This window comes from Algibacter miyuki, assembly GCF_030409805.1.
Classification (GTDB): domain Bacteria; phylum Bacteroidota; class Bacteroidia; order Flavobacteriales; family Flavobacteriaceae; genus Algibacter; species Algibacter miyuki.
Map to the genome: position 1 here is coordinate 73829 of NZ_JAUFQP010000007.1, position 16647 is coordinate 90475.

Annotated in this window: 16 protein-coding genes and 2 pseudogenes; 7 read left to right on the forward strand and 11 right to left on the reverse strand. The window is 34.2% G+C overall.

Translation table 11 applies throughout. The features are described 5' to 3' along the window. The first annotated feature begins 52 nt into the window (after positions 1-52). Complete coding sequence (locus QWY92_RS03345) at positions 53-1594, forward strand: acyl-CoA carboxylase subunit beta (protein WP_290268502.1); 1542 nt, start codon at positions 53-55, stop codon at positions 1592-1594. 51 nt (positions 1595-1645) lie between these two features. On the opposite strand, the gene QWY92_RS03350 is transcribed toward QWY92_RS03345, so the two are convergent. The 3 genes from QWY92_RS03350 to QWY92_RS03360 form a co-directional block, all read right to left on the reverse strand. Then, a complete protein-coding gene (locus QWY92_RS03350) occupies positions 1646-2257 on the reverse strand; it encodes a DEAD/DEAH box helicase (protein WP_290268503.1) in 612 nt (203 codons plus the stop codon). A gap of 124 nt (positions 2258-2381) precedes the next feature. Beyond that, entirely contained in the window at positions 2382-2960 is a 579-nt protein-coding gene (locus QWY92_RS03355) for a YceI family protein (protein ID WP_290268504.1), read from the reverse strand. A gap of 144 nt (positions 2961-3104) precedes the next feature. Beyond that, on the reverse strand, positions 3105-3689 hold the full coding sequence (locus QWY92_RS03360; protein ID WP_290268505.1) for a Crp/Fnr family transcriptional regulator: 585 nt from the start codon (positions 3687-3689) through the stop codon (positions 3105-3107). A gap of 98 nt (positions 3690-3787) precedes the next feature. On the opposite strand from QWY92_RS03360, the gene QWY92_RS03365 reads away from it, so the two are divergent. From QWY92_RS03365 to aspS, 5 genes and pseudogenes are all read left to right on the forward strand, one after another. Next, positions 3788-4993 (forward strand): multidrug effflux MFS transporter, encoded by a 1206-nt coding sequence (locus QWY92_RS03365; protein WP_290268506.1) that lies wholly within the window; start codon positions 3788-3790, stop codon positions 4991-4993. Positions 4994-5267: 274 nt separating this feature from the next. Further along, positions 5268-5537 (forward strand): Asp-tRNA(Asn)/Glu-tRNA(Gln) amidotransferase subunit GatC, encoded by a 270-nt coding sequence (locus QWY92_RS03370; RefSeq protein WP_290268507.1) that lies wholly within the window; start codon positions 5268-5270, stop codon positions 5535-5537. Between the two features lie 2 nt (positions 5538-5539). Next, entirely contained in the window at positions 5540-6940 is a 1401-nt protein-coding gene (locus QWY92_RS03375; RefSeq protein WP_290268509.1) for an amidase family protein, read from the forward strand. Continuing rightward, a pseudogene (gene gatB / locus QWY92_RS20585) lies at positions 6940-8310 on the forward strand (Asp-tRNA(Asn)/Glu-tRNA(Gln) amidotransferase subunit GatB); the annotation flags it as partial. The gene QWY92_RS03375 and the pseudogene gatB, both read left to right, overlap by 1 nt. A 135-nt stretch (positions 8311-8445) precedes the next feature. Continuing rightward, a pseudogene (aspS, locus tag QWY92_RS20590) lies at positions 8446-10275 on the forward strand (aspartate--tRNA ligase); the annotation flags it as partial. 119 nt (positions 10276-10394) lie between these two features. On the opposite strand, the gene QWY92_RS03385 reads toward aspS, so the two are convergent. Next, positions 10395-10697 (reverse strand): DUF202 domain-containing protein, encoded by a 303-nt coding sequence (locus tag QWY92_RS03385; RefSeq protein WP_290268511.1) that lies wholly within the window; start codon positions 10695-10697, stop codon positions 10395-10397. Positions 10698-10876: 179 nt separating this feature from the next. Here QWY92_RS03385 and QWY92_RS03390 point away from each other — a divergent pair, with 179 nt between their 5' ends. Continuing rightward, positions 10877-11419 (forward strand): DUF2911 domain-containing protein, encoded by a 543-nt coding sequence (locus tag QWY92_RS03390; protein ID WP_290268512.1) that lies wholly within the window; start codon positions 10877-10879, stop codon positions 11417-11419. A gap of 100 nt (positions 11420-11519) precedes the next feature. On the opposite strand, the gene QWY92_RS03395 is transcribed toward QWY92_RS03390, so the two are convergent. From QWY92_RS03395 to QWY92_RS03425, 7 genes are all read right to left on the reverse strand, one after another. After that, positions 11520-12761, reverse strand: coding sequence for a cation:proton antiporter (locus QWY92_RS03395; RefSeq protein WP_290268513.1), 1242 nt, complete (start codon positions 12759-12761; stop codon positions 11520-11522). 88 nt (positions 12762-12849) lie between these two features. After that, positions 12850-13221, reverse strand: coding sequence for a hypothetical protein (locus tag QWY92_RS03400; protein WP_290268514.1), 372 nt, complete (start codon positions 13219-13221; stop codon positions 12850-12852). 147 nt (positions 13222-13368) lie between these two features. Further along, positions 13369-13506 carry a hypothetical protein gene (locus tag QWY92_RS03405; RefSeq protein WP_290268515.1) on the reverse strand — a complete coding sequence of 46 codons (138 nt, stop codon included), beginning with the start codon at positions 13504-13506 and terminating at the stop codon, positions 13369-13371. Next, positions 13503-13871, reverse strand: coding sequence for a hypothetical protein (locus tag QWY92_RS03410; protein ID WP_290268516.1), 369 nt, complete (start codon positions 13869-13871; stop codon positions 13503-13505). Before QWY92_RS03410 ends, QWY92_RS03405 begins: the two co-directional genes overlap by 4 nt. Further along, positions 13871-14140, reverse strand: coding sequence for a hypothetical protein (locus tag QWY92_RS03415; protein ID WP_290268517.1), 270 nt, complete (start codon positions 14138-14140; stop codon positions 13871-13873). The genes QWY92_RS03410 and QWY92_RS03415 overlap by 1 nt, the downstream gene beginning before the upstream one ends. Positions 14141-14143: 3 nt before the next feature. Continuing rightward, positions 14144-15805, reverse strand: a complete 1662-nt coding sequence (locus tag QWY92_RS03420) for a CRTAC1 family protein (protein WP_290268518.1) — start codon at positions 15803-15805, stop codon at positions 14144-14146. Beyond that, positions 15798-16463, reverse strand: coding sequence for a DUF6796 family protein (locus QWY92_RS03425; protein WP_290268519.1), 666 nt, complete (start codon positions 16461-16463; stop codon positions 15798-15800). Before QWY92_RS03425 ends, QWY92_RS03420 begins: the two co-directional genes overlap by 8 nt. Positions 16464-16647 lie beyond the last annotated feature (184 nt).

Below are 16647 nucleotides of genomic sequence, written 5' to 3' on the forward strand. Positions count from 1 at the left end.
TGAAAACAAGTTTCAATTAAAAAAATAGCGTTCACCCTATATAAAACATCACATGGATTCAAAAATAAACAAACTTAACAACCGCATTGCACAGGCACATTTAGGCGGTGGACAAAAACGCATCGATAAACAACACGCTAAGAAAAAGCTAACCGCACGCGAACGTGTTAATTATATTATAGACGAAGGTTCTTTTGAAGAAATCGGCATTTTAGTAACCCACCGAACCACTGATTTCGGCATGGAAAACGAAGTCTATTTTGGCGATGGTGTTATTACCGGCTACGGCACAATCAACGGGCGTTTGGTTTATATTTACGCTCAAGATTTTACTGTTTTCGGAGGAGCACTTTCCGAAACACATGCTGAAAAAATATGCAAAATCATGGATTTGGCAGTAAAAGTAGGGGCTCCAATAATTGGCTTAAACGATTCTGGAGGCGCACGAATTCAAGAAGGCGTACGCTCGCTTGGCGGTTATGCTGATATTTTTTTCCGAAACGTGCAAGCTTCAGGAGTTATTCCTCAGATTTCTGCCATTATGGGGCCTTGTGCGGGCGGTGCTGTGTATTCCCCAGCGATTACCGATTTCACTTTAATGGTCGAAAAAACCAGTTACATGTTTGTTACCGGGCCAAGTGTTGTAAAAACGGTTACCAATGAAGATGTTAGCAGTGAGGATTTAGGCGGCTCGCAAACTCATGCTTCAAAATCGGGGGTAGCACATAAAACATCATCAAATGATGCGGCGTGTTTAGACGATTTAAAAACGCTTTTAAGCTATTTACCACAAAACAACACCGAAACTCCAAAGAAACTTGACTTTAAGTTAGGTGATGAAATCCGTGACGTATTATCGACTATTGTTCCCGACAACCCAAACAAGCCTTACGATATGCACAATGTAATTTCTGGGATTATTGATGCAGATTCGTTTTACGAAATTCATAAAGATTACGCTCAAAATATCATTGTAGGTTTTGCGCGATTAGGCGGGCGAAGTATTGGTATTATTGCTAATCAGCCACAATATTTAGCCGGTGTTTTAGATGTGAACAGCTCTAAAAAAGCAGCCCGATTTACACGTTTTTGTGATAGCTTTAATATTCCTTTATTAGTACTTGTTGATGTTCCTGGTTTTTTACCTGGCACCGACCAAGAATGGAGCGGTATTATTGTGCACGGTGCAAAACTATTATACGCTCTAAGTGAAGCTACCGTGCCGCGAGTTACCGTAATTACTAGAAAAGCTTACGGTGGCGCTTATGATGTTATGAACTCAAAACATATTGGAGCTGATTTAAATTTTGCCTGGCCAGGCGCCGAAATAGCTGTTATGGGAGCAAAAGGCGCCAGTGAAATCATCTTTAAAAATGAAATTTCAAACGCAGAAAATCCTATAGAAAAATTAGCAGAAAAGGAAGCTGAATATGCTGAACAATTCGCAAATCCGTATCGTGCAGCACAACGCGGATTCATAGACGAAGTGATCCTTCCGAACCACACCAGAAGAAAATTAATAAAAGCATATGCTATGCTTGAGGATAAAAAAGTGGTTTTACCAAAACGAAAACACGGCAATATCCCGTTGTAATACCTGTAGATTTAATTAGTCTTAAAAAAAATCTCGTTATTCAGGCTAAAACTATTTCATTTTAACTATTTGGGAATTGTACATAAACGTATCTTGCCAGCGCTCAAAACGGGCATCGAACTTTTCTGCGAATACTAAATACTGGCATTTCCCAATACTTTCAGGTGTTCTTGTTACTTCTGCAAAATTATTATTTCTAAATAAAAACTCTGCATCTTCAACAATGCACATTTGCAACCTATTTAAATTCACGGCGTTTAAATAGAATAATTTATTTAAACGTTTTGGTGTAGCAATAATAATATCGGTACCATAATAAATTTCATCACGTTGATCATCAATGTTCTTTTCATCATAAGCACAATACACGCGTAAATCGGTACCACGTTTAAAACTATTAAATTCTAATTCTAGATCTAAAGCCGTTTGTTTATCTTTTACATAAATTAAGGCACGCGGCGCATCTTCAAAAGAACTTTTCAATTTCTGAATAACACTTATAATAATACTAGTTGTTTTTCCTGCATCTTTAGGTGCGATAATAAACATGCTTGAACCGCCTTTAATTTTAGATAAAATTTCTTTCTGAAGCGGTAATGGCGTTTCAATTCCTTTGTTTGCTAAATTATCTTTTAGGGGTTCGATTATTTTTTTAAATGACATAAAATGAAGTTCTTTTTTATAGATTTCAAAGATAGGCTTTTCAACACCCAAAACAGAAACCTTAAAAACAAAAAAAAGGCACTCATTGCTGAACACCTTTCTGTATAACTTATTTAAGTTGATATTAGAACTCTAAATCGGCTACTAAATCAAACTCATCATAAATTGCTTTATCTTTCAAACCTTCGAAAAAACTTGTTGAACCATACTGAACACCATATTTTGTTCTATCTATTTTAAGGTTCGCAGTTGCTTTATTTCCGTAGATAGACATTGTAAACGTCTCTGGATTTGTTTTTCCTTTAATGGTTAAATTTCCAGAAACCTGATACGCGTTTTTACCAGAAGCTTTCACTTCTGTGAATTCTAAAGTAGCAGTATTGTGTTTATCTACTCCAAAGAAATCGTCAGATTTTAAATGCCCTTCAAGTTTCCCTTTATATTCACCTTCCATATCGGTAGAAATAATCGTGGTCATATCGATAACAAAGTTACCTCCTACTAGCTTGTCTCCTTCAAAACTTAACGAGCCCGATTGAATAGCAATAGTACCTTCGTGAGAACCAGTTACTTTATAACCTTTCCAAACTACTTTGCTACTTTCTGTTTTAACTTCTTTCTTTTCCTTGTCAATCGTTGTAAAAGCAAAAGTAAATACTGCGACAATAGCAACTAACGCTAAATTTTTAATGGTGTTTTTCATAATAATATAATTAATGTTTTGTTTAAAATTAAAGATACAAAGATGCCGCTGTTTTTCCTGTTAAAAAATAATGTAGCTTACCTAATTAGGTTAATCTAGTTTAACATGATTTTTTATTTAATTCGGCATTGTGAATTTCATTAGCTATTTTTCGAATACCAATTGGCTTTTAATTTTACTGAGAAACTCCTTAGTCATCCCGAGATAAGATGCGACTAAATACTGCGGAATGCGTTTTTCTATTTTAGGGTATTCATTTTTAAAGAAAAGATAACGCTCCTTGGCGGAAAGACTAAGGTTTCGAATAATTCGCTTTTGAGACGCTGCAAAAGCACGCTCTACAATTTGCCTAAAAAATCGTTCTAAACTTGGTATTTCGGCGTATAACATTTCCGAAGTATCATAAGAAAAAACAGCAACCTCCGTATCCTCTAAACATTGCACACTGAAATCGGCTGGAGTTTGCGTGATATAACTTCCCATATCCGAAGTCCACCAATCTTTAATAGCAAACATAAGCACATGCTCCTGCCCTTCTTTGTCTAAATAAAATGTTTTGGTACAGCCCGAAATTACAAAACAAACGTGCTTACAAACATCTCCTTGCTGAATAATATATTGTCCTTTTAAATATTTACGGTAGCTAACCTTGGACTCTAAAAACGCCCTCTCTCCAGGTGTTAAAGTGATACGGGTTTTTATATAATCAAAAAGCGGTTTTAGTTTCATTTACACATGTTTCTTGCTATCAAATTTAGTGATAATATTATAACGTTAATAAATGTTAATTGAATACCTGTAGATTTATAATATTTTACCTTTGCGCGATGGAAAAACAAAAAAAGGTAAAGTTTGAATTCGTGGCTTTAATGGCATCTTTAATGTCTATTGTTGCTTTAACGATTGATGCACTTTTACCAGCTTTACCAGAAATTGGAGCTTCGCTAGGCGCAACAAGCTCAAGCCAGAACCAACTTTTAATTACCATGATTTTTTTAGGTATTGGTTTTGGTCAACTTATTTTTGGGCCTATTTCTGATAGTTTCGGACGTAAACCTATTGTTTATGTTGGTTTCCTAATTTTTATTATTGCCAGTATTATTTGCGTAACAACCAAAAATTACGAAATGATGCTTTTTGGCCGTATTCTGCAAGGTATTGGTTTGTCTTCCCCTAGAAGTTTAAGTACTTCCATGATTCGTGATGAATTTAGCGGCGATTATATGGCTAAAATTCTATCCTTTGTGGTCATGTTTTTTATTTTAGTACCCATTATAGCCCCCATGTTTGGACAATTTTTAATCAACCTTTTTAATTGGCAAGCTATATTTTATTTCAACCTCATTTTTGGTTTAATTATCATGATTTGGTTTTGGCTCAGACAACCCGAAACCTTACCAAAAGAAAAACGCATAAAACTCTCCCCACACCTATTTATTAGTGGAACCAAAGAATTTCTTAAACATAAAGAATCTGTAGCATTTACTTTAGTTTCTGGTTTTATTACGGGCTCGTTCATGGTATACTTAAGTACCTCTCAACAAATTTTTCAGGAACAATATAATTTAGCTGAAATGTTTCCGTATATATTTGCTAGCCTTGCTATTTCCATTGGTTTTGCGACGTTTTTAAACAGTCAATTAGTAGAGCGTTTTGGCATGATGAAAATTGCATATTACTCAACACTAGCCTATGCTTTTATTTCTGTTTTATATGTTATTTTATTCTCATCTGGGCAAAACCCGAGCATTTACACGCTTATTTCCTTTTTAGCTTTACAATTTTTTGCGGTTGGTTTTTTATTCGGAAACTTAAGAGCATTAGCCATGCAACCCCTTGGGCATATTGCAGGTATTGGCGCCGCAATAAACGGTTTTTTCTCAACAGTTTTAGCTGTGCCTATTGCTCATTATATTGGTAGTTTTGTAAAAACATCGGTTTTACCGCTCTTTATTGGTTTTTCTATTTTCGGTGTATTATCTATTCTTGTTTTTCTAATTTTGAAACGTAAAAAGAGATTAATAACCACATAATTTTTCTGAAGCCATCCGTGCTTTCAAACCCGAAAAATAAGATTAATCCTATTGTTTTTTATTTCACTCAAATATAGAAGGCTTTCATATTTTTAATAAAAGGCGATTTTAGATTGAAGTTTATCATAAATCTAGAAGCTATCACCTCTTTATTATAGAGTATTTTATCAATAAACACACAATTCAACTTTACATTACATAAGCTTCCACGCCAATAAAAACTTTCGTAATTTTGCTAGCTTATAAGTTTCACTTAGTAACTAAAATTTAAGACATGAGTAAAATTATGACCGTCGACATTTTGTCGAGTATTAAAGGTGCACAACCCTCCGAGGCTGTCAATAAATTATTTGATGTGATAAAGAATGCACAGCCAACAAATAATAAAACCTCTAATAATAATGGTAATAATAGCGTGTTGATAAACGATTTAAGAGACGATGTTGTTATTGAAAGTTCTGCAATTGAAAAACAGATCATCATCGAAAACTTTCCGAAGGAAAAAAACGGATATTTAGTAGTCTCTAAAGTGATAGAAGAATAAATATGGATTCTCAAATACTCAAAATCCATCAGCAATTGGTGGATAAAGAAATAACTTGCACAGCATTAGTGCAAGACAAATTAGCCCAATTAAAACCAAACACGCACAATACGGTTAACGCCATGTTGGATTCTATGGCGCTAGATTTAGCAGCCAAAGTAGATGCTAAAATTGCCAACGGTGAAACTATTGGTTTGCTAGAAGGCATTCCTTTTGGTATTAAAGATGTTTACATGGTTCAGGGTACGCTAACAACAGCGAGTTCTAACCTGTTAAAAAACTACAAAGCAGCATATACAGCAACGGCTATCCAGAATTTGTTGGATGCAGGCGCTATTCCATTGGTAAAAGAAAATTGCGATAGTTTTGGTCATGGTTCATCTTCAGAAAACACCATTTTTGGCGCGGTAAAAAACGCTATAAATCCCGACTTAGTTGGTGGTGGTTCTAGTGGTGGCTCTGCAGTAAACGTTGCAAAAAATTACACCGTTTTTTCTATTGGTGGCGATACAGGAGGTTCGGTTCGCCAACCTGCTGGTTACAATAATGTTTATGGTTTAAAACCAAGTTACGGTCGTATTTCTCGTTATGGTTTAATGGCTTACGCATCGTCTACAGACTGCGTTGGACCTATTGCACAATCTATCGAAGATATTCGTATTGTACTAAACGTAATGAGTGGTAAAGATATTAAAGATCAAACCTCTTACGCTTCCGCGGAAATATCTCAGGCGCAAATTTTAAATTCCGAAGGCATCAAAACCGTTGGATACTTTAAAAACTTTATTGATAGCCCAGCGATTGACCCCAAAGTAAAAGCCGATTTTTTACAAGCTATCGAAAAAATAAAAGCAAAAGGTATTGAAGTTAAAGCGTTAGATTTCTTTGAATCTGAAACTTTAGTATCTACATATTATACTTTGGCTATGGCCGAAACTGCTTCTAACCTATCTCGTTTAGACGGTACAAATTACGGTAACAGAATTGAAGGTGATACTTTAAAAGAAACCTATTCGGTAACACGTTCGGAGAATTTTTCTGAAGAAACAAAACGCCGTATCGTTGGTGGAAATCAAGTATTATCACAAGGATTTTCCGATGAAATTTATTTGAAAGGCTTAGCACTTCGTGACACTATTTCTTCAAATTTCGAAAACGATTTTAAAAATGTAGATATCATCCTTTCACCAGTAACACCAAATACGCCTCCAAAAATTGGCGACAGTTTAAAAGATCCGCACGCCATGTATTTATCCGATGCTTATACCGTTGGTTTCAGCTTAGGGCAATTACCCACTTTAACTGTTCCACAAGGTACAGCAACTGGTTTACAAATTACGGCAGCAAAACATAATGACGAACTCGTTTTGAAGTTTGCTAACTTCTTAAAAGATACGATATAATGGAATTAGAGCAATTAAACGAGCTACTTAAAAAGCACGAATTAGAGTTAGTAATCGGTCTGGAAACACACGTACGATTAAACACAAAATCAAAATTATTTTGTTCTTGTCCAAACGAAGAAATAGACACACCTAACCAAAACATTTGTTCGGTTTGTACTGGCCAAATGGGTGTTTTACCATCCATTAACAAAGAAGCTATTACAAAGGCTATTTACTTTGGTAAAGCGGTAAAATCTACGTTTGAAAACGAAGTGATTTCTTGGGATAGAAAACACTACGAATATCCAGACAACCCGAAAAACATACAAATTACACAGTTTCATAACCCTGTTATTCCTGACGGACAAGTATCTTGTTTTAGAAACGATGGTTCGCAATTTACAGTGAATTTAACACAAGTTCATATCGAGGAAGATGCTGCAAAATTGATGCATGAGAAAAAAATATCTCTAGTTGATTTCAATAAAGCAGGTGTTCCACTTATTGAAATTGTTACAGAACCTTGTATTCGCCATATTGAAGATGCTTCAACCTATGCGCAATACATTCAGCGTATTGTTCAAAACTTAAAAATATCTGAAGCTAACCTTGAAAAAGGAGAGTTTAAATCGGATGTTTCTGTATCGCTTCGTAAAAAACAGAGCTACGAACTAAACCCGAGAACTGAGATTAAAAACTTAAACTCGTTTAAGTTTATGATTGATGCTTTGAAGGAAGAAGTAGAAAAGCAACTTAATTATTACATCGAGAATAAAGCTTTTAGACCAGACCAAACTACGGTGCTTTGGGATGCCGATTTAAAGCAAACAAAAACCATGCGTAAAAAGGAATTCGAGGCCGATTACCGTTTTATTTCGGAGCCCGATTTACCTTTTGTAAGCATTAAAGATGTTGTAGAATCTATTGATGTTGATTTAAGCACACTCCCTTTTGCTGTAGAATCTATTTTAATAAAAGGCGGTGTTTTACCTCAAGATGCTAAGTTTTTTACAGCCGATTCATTACGTTCGGAAACCTTTGTTGCTATTAATAATGAATTGAAAGATCCATCATTCGTTGCAAAAACGTTAACCAATAATATTAAAGCTGAAGATTATACAAGTATTGAAAATATTTCAGATTTTATAGAAATTTTCAACTTATTCAAAAATGAAAAAGTAACGCCTGTTTTAGCACAAAACGCTATTAAATCGCTGTTAGAAGATTCAAAATTCGATTACAAAACGTATTTTGAAGCCAATACTATTTCCGAAGAAAAAATAGAGAATGCCATTGCAAAGGTTATTTCTGAAAATGAAGCTGTTGCCAGTGATATTAAATCTGGAAACCAAGGAAAAGCTGGTATTTTAGTAGGAAAGGTAATTGCTATAATTGGTAAAGGTGCTTCAGGAAAAGTAATTCGTGAAGGGATTTTAAAACAAGTTCAAACTTCTGGAGCTAATATTGAAGCTGTTGCCACTAGTCAACAACCAGAAACGAACAAAGTTCAAACTGTAAAACAAAAAGAAGAGGAAGTTCTACCGGAAATTCCTTTAATTATAAAAGACGAATATAGAACGCATGTCATCTCGGATGTATCTGAAGATAACATTGCAGAAACCGTGACGTTTTCAGGATGGGTGTCTTCTGTACGAGATCATGGTGAATTAATGTTTATTGATTTACGCGATTCAAGTACTCAAATTTTCCAAGTCCGTTTAAGCCGAGAATCTTTCGCGAATTTAGACGAACTTGTAAAACTAAAACCAGAATCTGTTATTACCGTGACTGGTACTATTGTTCAACGTAAAGAAGACGACTATAATGCGGCTTTAAAAACAGGAACTATAGAATTAGAAGCGACAGATTTAGATATTTTAAACCTGTCTAAAACGCTTCCTTTTGAAATTAAACGCGCTACAAAAACGAATGAAAACGTTCGTTTTCAGTATAAATATTTAGATCACAGAAATGACGATGTGCGTCGTGTTATTGTTAATCGCCATAAAGTGATTAAAATGATGCGTGATATTTTGGACGATGATGATTTCCTAGAAATTGAAACGCCAATTTTAAGTGCAGGAACCGATGAAGGCGCTCGTGAATTTATTGTACCAACCCGTAAGCAAGCCGGTTTATTTTACACTTTACCTCAAGCCCCACAACAGTTTAAACAAATGTTGATGGTTAGTGGTTATGAGAAATATTTCCAAATTGCACGTTGTTTTAGAGATGAAGATTCTCGTGGCGATCGCCAACCAGAATTTACACAACTCGATATAGAAATGGCTTACGCAAGTATGCAACAAATTATCGATTTAAACACGAAAATGTTTAACGCGATTGTGAAGAAAATATATGGCAAAAAATGGGTTTTACATCCGTTTGAAGTAATTACATATAAGGAAGCTATGGATTTTTACGGTTGCGACCGTCCAGATTTACGTTTCGGTTTAAAGCTGCAAGACATTACCGAAATTGTAAAAGAAACCAGCTTCCAAGTATTTAGTAAACCTATTGATGAAGGTGGTATTGTAAAATGCATAAAAGTTTCTGCCGAAGAACAAGGAAAAAAACGCTTATCTAAAGGACAGATTGAAAAACTTACCGGCATCGCGCAACAACATGGTTTAGGTGGTTTAGCCTATATTATTGTAAATGAAAACGATTTACAATCGCCAATTATTAAATTTTTAGGTGAAGATATTGCTGCTGGAATTATAAAAACTACCAACGCTCAAGTTGGTGATATTGTGTTTTTCTCGGCTGCCGATTATGAAACAGCAAATAAAGCTTTAGATGCAGTGCGCCAAGAGTTAGGAAGCATGCTGCGTTTGATTAATCCGAAAGAATTACGACCTGCTTGGGTTGTAGATTTCCCGATGTTTGAAAAAACAGATGAAGGCCGTTGGACCTTTACACACAACCCATTCTCGATGCCTGCAATTTACGATATCGACAAACACATGAATGGTAACGAAGATGAAATTGGAAGCATTATTGCGCAGCAATATGATTTAATTCTGAATGGTTACGAAATTGGTGGCGGATCGGTGCGTGCACACAAACCAGAAATTCTAGAAGCAACCTATAAAAACATGGGTTATAATAAGGAAGAGATGATGAAAAGTGTTGGAACCATGTATAAAGCCTTCCATTACGGAGCACCACCACACGGCGGAATTGCCTGGGGTGTAGACCGTTTAATGATGATTTTAGAGAAAAAAGCATCCATTAGAGAGGTTATGGCATTTCCAAAAACAGGAACTAGTGAAGATTTACTTTTTGGTGCGCCTTCATTATTATCTGATAAAAAAGTAGAAGAAATGAATGTTAAAGTGATGCGTAAGTAGGACTTTTCAATTTCATTCAAAATAAATATAAAAGCTTCAGTTTATTACTGAGGCTTTTTTTTTGTTAGAAACAAAATATACAAACAAGCACAATTACCTAACAACCAATAACGTCTACTCTACTTTCCGTCAGCCATATAATACAAGCGTTTCAAACTTCTTTTAAGCATGGAAAACCTATAAATACCAATAATAAAAAACAGGCCACTAAAAGCAAGGCCAACAACAGTAAGGTATTTAAAGTTTGGAAATTCTTTTATTTGATACAATGCTAAGCTTCCTAAGAGCAAATAAAGCGACGAACGTATGTAAGACAACAATGTGCGTTCATTGGCCAAGCGTGTGCGCTCTATGGCTAAATAATCTCGTAAAATAACTTTTTGGTCTGGTTCAAAATCTCGACCAAAGCGGAGAAGCTTCATTTTTGTGAATTTGTATATAAAAATACAGTTTTTTATCTAAGTTTAAATAATCTTCCAAAGTCTATTCAAAAAAAGATTAAACAAGATTGTAATCTTTTAGATTATAAACCGACTGTTTCTTGAAATAACAACTATTTTAGTATATCTAAAAAAATATTTAAAAAATTAAAAATTTTATCATGAAAAAAACAACTGTATTCACAAGTCTTGCTTTCGTATTCGTAATGTTATTATCAACAAGTGTAAGCGCTCAAAAATTCTCAAAATTAGATAAAAGCCCAATGGATGCGGCTGCTTTCCCTTCGGATTACAAAGACGCAAATAAAGACATTAAAATTATTTATAGCCGACCACAATTAAACGGACGTGATTTAGCAACTTTAGCACCAAACGGTAAAGTTTGGAGAGTAGGCGCTAATGAAGCTGCTGAATTAACATTGTTCTCAGATATGAAATTTGGTGATACCACTGTTAAAGCTGGAACATATACTTTCTATTTAATTCCTAATGAAAACGAATGGACTGCAATAATTAATAAAGATTTAAATGTTTGGGGTTCTTATTTCTACAAAGAAGCGAACGATGTTGCTAGATTATCTGTACCGGTAACTTCTGGAGATGATTTAGATGCTTTTTCTATTGCTTTTGATGAAGCTGATGGAGCCATAAACATGCATTTAGGTTGGGGAACTACTCGTATTGCTGTACCTTTTGTAAAGTAATAACAAACTTATCATATATAAAAATCCCGCAAACTTAAGTTTGCGGGATTTTTTTTGATTCTTTTATAATGTCTTAATCGATATCTATTAAAATGGAATTTTAAGAATATATTTTTTTTACAACTTTCCCAATACTTAAACCTTGTACTATAATTGAGAACAACACAATAATATAAGTTACATGAAGTATTAAATCTCCTGAAAGTTCTTTACTTAAACTTAATGCTAACGCAATAGAAATACCACCTCGTAATCCGCCCCAAGTTAAAACAACAACGGTTTTAATGGGTTTCTTTTCTTCGTGTTTTAATAATGAATATGGTAAAAGCACAGAAACGAATCGTGCTAAAAGCACAATTAAAACACCAAGAACACCTAATAAAATATAATTTGTATTAAAATTTAATAAATGAATAGCAAGCCCTATAAGCACAAAGAGAATACCATTAAATACATCGTCTAAAATCTCCCAAAAGGAACTAATCGCCTTTTGTATTTGGTTTTTATCTTCATTAACATGAATTTTATTCCCTATATATAGTCCTGCCACAACCATCGCCAATGGTGCCGATGTATGTAATATAAATGCACCCGCGGTACCCCCCATAACAGTAGCAAGTGTAATCATGACCGCTAATTGGGGATTTTCCTTTAAAGACTGAATACATTTTAAACCTAAAAAACCAATGAACAATCCGTAAAGTACTCCACCAACTGCTTCTTCTAAAAACAGCATTCCTATTTCGGCTCCAATCTCTGTATTACTATACTCACCAGTCGCTTGAGCTATTAACAGTATTCCTGAAAACACAACCACACCAATACCATCATTAAACAACGATTCGCCTTCTATTTTAATCCCTAAACTTTCGGCAATATTCGCTTTTTTCAAAATAGCCATAACAGCGATTGGATCGGTTGGAGATATTAAAGCCCCAAATAGCAGTGCATCCAAAAATGGTAATTTCACACCAATAAGTTGAGCTCCGAAAAAGGTTAAGCCTCCAACTAAAAATGTAGATATAAGCACTCCAAAAGTTGCAAATAGAAAAATAGATTTTTTTTCTTTAGCAAGTGCCGCGAGGTTAACATGTAACGCGCCAGCAAATAACAAAAAACTTAAAATACCATTAAGTAACAGTGTTTTAAAATCTGCATTAACAATAATGTTATAAAAGAATTTATAAAGTTCAGGAAAAACAATTTCACTTAGCTTTATAGGAACAATTAATATTAAACTCAAAACCATTAACCCGATAGTGGTTGGCAATTTTAACCATTTATAATTAGTGTAATTAAAAAGTGTCGCTATTGTAAATATAATACTGAAGGATTCGAACATTTTATTTAGATGGTATTAAAATATTTCATTACGAAAATAACAATAGAAAGATAAAACTTCCTATTGAATTAATAATAAGATATTAGATTTAATCTATTGTGTTCTGAAATTGATTTTGCCGAATTGTTACTGCCCTAAAGGAAAATGTTACTAAAGAAAAAAGTCCGATGAGGGCGAAGAAAATAGCTAAAACACTGGTATACAACGAAGTTTTCCCAACTTCATATAAACCATTTATAACAGCAGATATTAATAAAAGTGCTACAGCAACATAGAAAAAAACCATAGCCATATTAAGCAACTTCAATTGTTTTAATTTTCTTGCAATAATGGTTTTCTTTTTAGAACTTTCAATCAGTACGTTTATTTCATTACTCAAAGTGACCATTAAGTTTGAAGTTGAAAGAATAAGCAATCCTAAACCAGGCACAATTGTAATTGGTAAATACCAGTTTTCCATGAGAATTTATTTTTAAACCGTTTTGAGCAAGTTATTTTGTGCGCCCCTTGTATGATTCTGTTTCATCGCAATACATATCTAACTAGGTTTCTAAATATGCATCACGATTAAATAATCCTACCAACCAATGGTCTCCTTTAATTTTAGTTAAAATATACGAAGTACTTTATTATTATCTTTTGAAACTCCAGAATCTACACGATAATCCCATCCATTTACGAGTACGCGTTCTGGCTGCTTGCTTTCTAAATTGTTTGTTCGAACAATAACCACCGGTCTTTTCATAATTTAAAATTTAATATTTTAAAAAGCATTAAACTACTAAAAAGCAATAATGAATAATAGCACATGGGTGTACCAAAAGCTGTTTTCGGGCATTCGGCATAACCTAAAAGCTGCATGATTGAAGCAACTAAAGCAATACTACATGCTAAGCCTGCAAACAGAAAGTATAGCACGTTCCATTTTTTTAGAATATGTGCTATCAGCGGAATAAGAAAACAGATTAGAATAACCAAACACATGGGGATGCCCATTATTTTTGGGCAGCCTTCACCTGTTTTTAATTCTTCAATAACTAATCCGCCAGCTCCATATACACCTATTATAAGCACACCAAGAATAGCATAATATGTAATTCTTTTTAGCATTATTGGCTAGTTACAACTACGCAAGTAGGGCATTCTGTACCTTTAACTGTGCTTTTAAGCTTAATCCCATCGAGGTGTGTTACTACAAATTTCTGCACAAATGCATAATTAGCACTATGGTTATTAACACTTATTTGCATATCCTCATACTTTTCTCTTATGAGGTTATCGTACTCTTGATGCCCCCAACAATTAGGACAATAGCCTTTAGATAAATCGTTAATTTCTTTTTCCTTGCCCTTGCCTAATAATTGTTTTATAAAATTCATCTCTTAGTTTTTTAATTCTACTATTTCTATATCTGTTTCTTCTACAATAGGTGCTTTAACCTGTGGTTTTAAATCGATAACCGAGTTAACCTTCGGGTTATCAACACTAATTTCTTTGTTGTCTGCCAAAAGCACTTTAATATTCAAAACAGTAGATTCTTTACCTAATCCAAATTGAAGCAATGCCGTTTGATCACTAGCTAAACCTTCCCCGCTTACTAACCAATCGGTTAACGTTTTTGTTGGCGTAGTTACTGTTACCTTTGCTCCTTGTGCATTTACAGATTCTCCTAAGTCTACTTGTAGATAATTGTTAGTTCCTCCTTTGTTGATATAGGCTAAGGATGGCGAGTCGATGTTTACCCAAATCATATCTAAATAACCATCTTGATTAAAATCACTTACTAATGATGTTATAGCGTAATACGGATTAACAACACCACTTTTTTCTTCAGTTGGTGCAAACGTGCCATCTTCCTTCTGAACTAAAAATCTACTAGGCAGTTTAAACAGTTTATTAGGTGCAAAATCTACATAATTTTCAGCTACCATTAAATCTTGTAAACCATCATTATTCATATCTGCAAAGGTGCAACCCCAAGAAAACTCATAGTCTGCAATTTTAGTCTCTTCCGCTGTATCTGTAAATTTAAAGTTTCCTTCATTTTTAAAAAGAATCCATTTTTCATTAAATAAAGATGCCTCTTTTATATCGCCTTTCGCAATCGCTCTAGGAAGCGTACTTCCTGTATTAGAAAACATAAAATCTACCAACCCATCATTATTATAATCACCAACTGCTAATCCCATTGGGTAGGCGAATTTTTTGGTTAGCGGGTTCGGTTTCATCGTGTATGTTAGGTCGCCGTTGTTTTTATAAGTTCTTGCTTCACCCGTATCATGCACCACAACTAAATCTAACCAAGAATCGTTATCAATATCAACTAAAACACCTTGAAACGTGTTGTGAACATAGTCTAAGCCAGCTTCTTTAGTGATACTTACAAAATTTTCGTTTCCTGTGTTTAAAAGTAATTCACTTGTAGAACCGTAAGTGTAATCTTCAAAAATGGTTTGCCCTTCCATCAGCTCTTTTTTAAGGTAGGTTGCCATAAAAATATCTAAATCACCATCTTTATCAATATCACCAACCGTTAATCCGGCAGGTGTTGATTTTTCATTTATTGGTGTGTCAATCTTTTTAGCGCTAAACTTTCCGCCGGTATTATAATAGATTGTTAAACCATCTTCTCTACCAAGTAAAATATCGGTAAATCCGTTGTTATCAAAATCGGCAGAAACAACACCAACCGTGGTTAACGTACTCCCTTTTTGCTGTAAATTAACTTCGGAAGAAATATCGACAAACTGATTATCACGATAAGCAAAAATGGCATCTTCTTGAAACATGCCACCTCCAAAAAAGACTTCGTCTATATTATCGTTATCAATATCTATTAAAGCTGAAGGTGCTATTGGCAATGATTTAACACCATTATATTGATGTTTAAAATCAATAGCTATTTCTGAAAATAAAGGAATTTTACTATCTTCTATTGTGATATCGTATTTATCTGAAACGGAATCGCGCCAGAAAAAACCAAGAATGAGTACAACTAGTAAAAGGATTACTATTCCTGTGAATTTTAGAATTTTTTTAAGCATTTTTTTGATTTTTAATGTATTTGTTAAATTGGTATAATGATAATCCGAAAAGAATAAAATGAGTCACGTTCATTAATATAGGTAGCATGTGCTTGCCTAAAGCGGGTATTAATTTCCCTAAAACCACTAATAAAATGAGTATTACAATAGGATTGAAAATTGCCATCCATTTTTTGTAGTATGTCCCTCCTTTTAAAATGGCAATAGCAAAAACAACAGATAATGTGGCTATAATAATACGTAGAGCTTGCACTAACACCTCCATGTGGTTTGTGTAATGTGATAATAAGTTTTGGTAGGCCAAAGGATCGATTGTTTCTTTTAAATGAACAATATTACCTATAGAAGCACGAGAGCCAATCCAAACTCCACCAACTGCAAAAGCTATAAATCCTATGGCTAAAACCAGCCTAGCTAACGCTTCGTTGCCCGATTTAAGCATTCGATATATATGTATATATCCGGCAAAGTAAAAAGGTAATCCAATAACGGCCAAGAAATGACCTGCGGTAAGATTATTTAATGATACGAATTTGAAAAACTGATAATTTTCGGAATGTTCTAAAATTGAGGGTGAATAATGTAAAAAATATTCCCCTAAGCCTACAAGAATAGAAGCAATAAGGCCTAGATACCCTAAAGTTTTAGTTAATTTCATTTGATAGTTAATGTGTTAGTTATGGGTTTGTCGAGATATGTTAAAATTACTTTCAGATAAAATAAAATACTATATACTAATAGGTTATAATTGACGTTCATCCATAGCAACATAAAATAGCCTTGTTAAAAAACAAGCTCTCTCAGGTAATCTGCAATAAATTTTTTAATTCTTGTTAGGCTAT

Excerpts from the sequence above, each read along its gene's own strand:
- QWY92_RS03345 (WP_290268502.1), top strand. The coding sequence starts at position 53 with ATGGATTCAAAAATAAACAAACTTAACAACCGCATTGCACAGGCACAT.
- QWY92_RS03350 (WP_290268503.1), bottom strand. The coding sequence starts at position 2,257 with ATGTCATTTAAAAAAATAATCGAACCCCTAAAAGATAATTTAGCAAAC.
- QWY92_RS03355 (WP_290268504.1), bottom strand. The coding sequence starts at position 2,960 with ATGAAAAACACCATTAAAAATTTAGCGTTAGTTGCTATTGTCGCAGTA.
- QWY92_RS03360 (WP_290268505.1), bottom strand. The coding sequence starts at position 3,689 with ATGAAACTAAAACCGCTTTTTGATTATATAAAAACCCGTATCACTTTA.
- QWY92_RS03365 (WP_290268506.1), top strand. The coding sequence starts at position 3,788 with ATGGAAAAACAAAAAAAGGTAAAGTTTGAATTCGTGGCTTTAATGGCA.
- QWY92_RS03370 (WP_290268507.1), top strand. The coding sequence starts at position 5,268 with ATGAGTAAAATTATGACCGTCGACATTTTGTCGAGTATTAAAGGTGCA.
- QWY92_RS03375 (WP_290268509.1), top strand. The coding sequence starts at position 5,540 with ATGGATTCTCAAATACTCAAAATCCATCAGCAATTGGTGGATAAAGAA.
- QWY92_RS03385 (WP_290268511.1), bottom strand. The coding sequence starts at position 10,697 with ATGAAGCTTCTCCGCTTTGGTCGAGATTTTGAACCAGACCAAAAAGTT.
- QWY92_RS03390 (WP_290268512.1), top strand. The coding sequence starts at position 10,877 with ATGAAAAAAACAACTGTATTCACAAGTCTTGCTTTCGTATTCGTAATG.
- QWY92_RS03395 (WP_290268513.1), bottom strand. The coding sequence starts at position 12,761 with ATGTTCGAATCCTTCAGTATTATATTTACAATAGCGACACTTTTTAAT.
- QWY92_RS03400 (WP_290268514.1), bottom strand. The coding sequence starts at position 13,221 with ATGGAAAACTGGTATTTACCAATTACAATTGTGCCTGGTTTAGGATTG.
- QWY92_RS03405 (WP_290268515.1), bottom strand. The coding sequence starts at position 13,506 with ATGAAAAGACCGGTGGTTATTGTTCGAACAAACAATTTAGAAAGCAAG.
- QWY92_RS03410 (WP_290268516.1), bottom strand. The coding sequence starts at position 13,871 with ATGCTAAAAAGAATTACATATTATGCTATTCTTGGTGTGCTTATAATA.
- QWY92_RS03415 (WP_290268517.1), bottom strand. The coding sequence starts at position 14,140 with ATGAATTTTATAAAACAATTATTAGGCAAGGGCAAGGAAAAAGAAATT.
- QWY92_RS03420 (WP_290268518.1), bottom strand. The coding sequence starts at position 15,805 with ATGCTTAAAAAAATTCTAAAATTCACAGGAATAGTAATCCTTTTACTA.
- QWY92_RS03425 (WP_290268519.1), bottom strand. The coding sequence starts at position 16,463 with ATGAAATTAACTAAAACTTTAGGGTATCTAGGCCTTATTGCTTCTATT.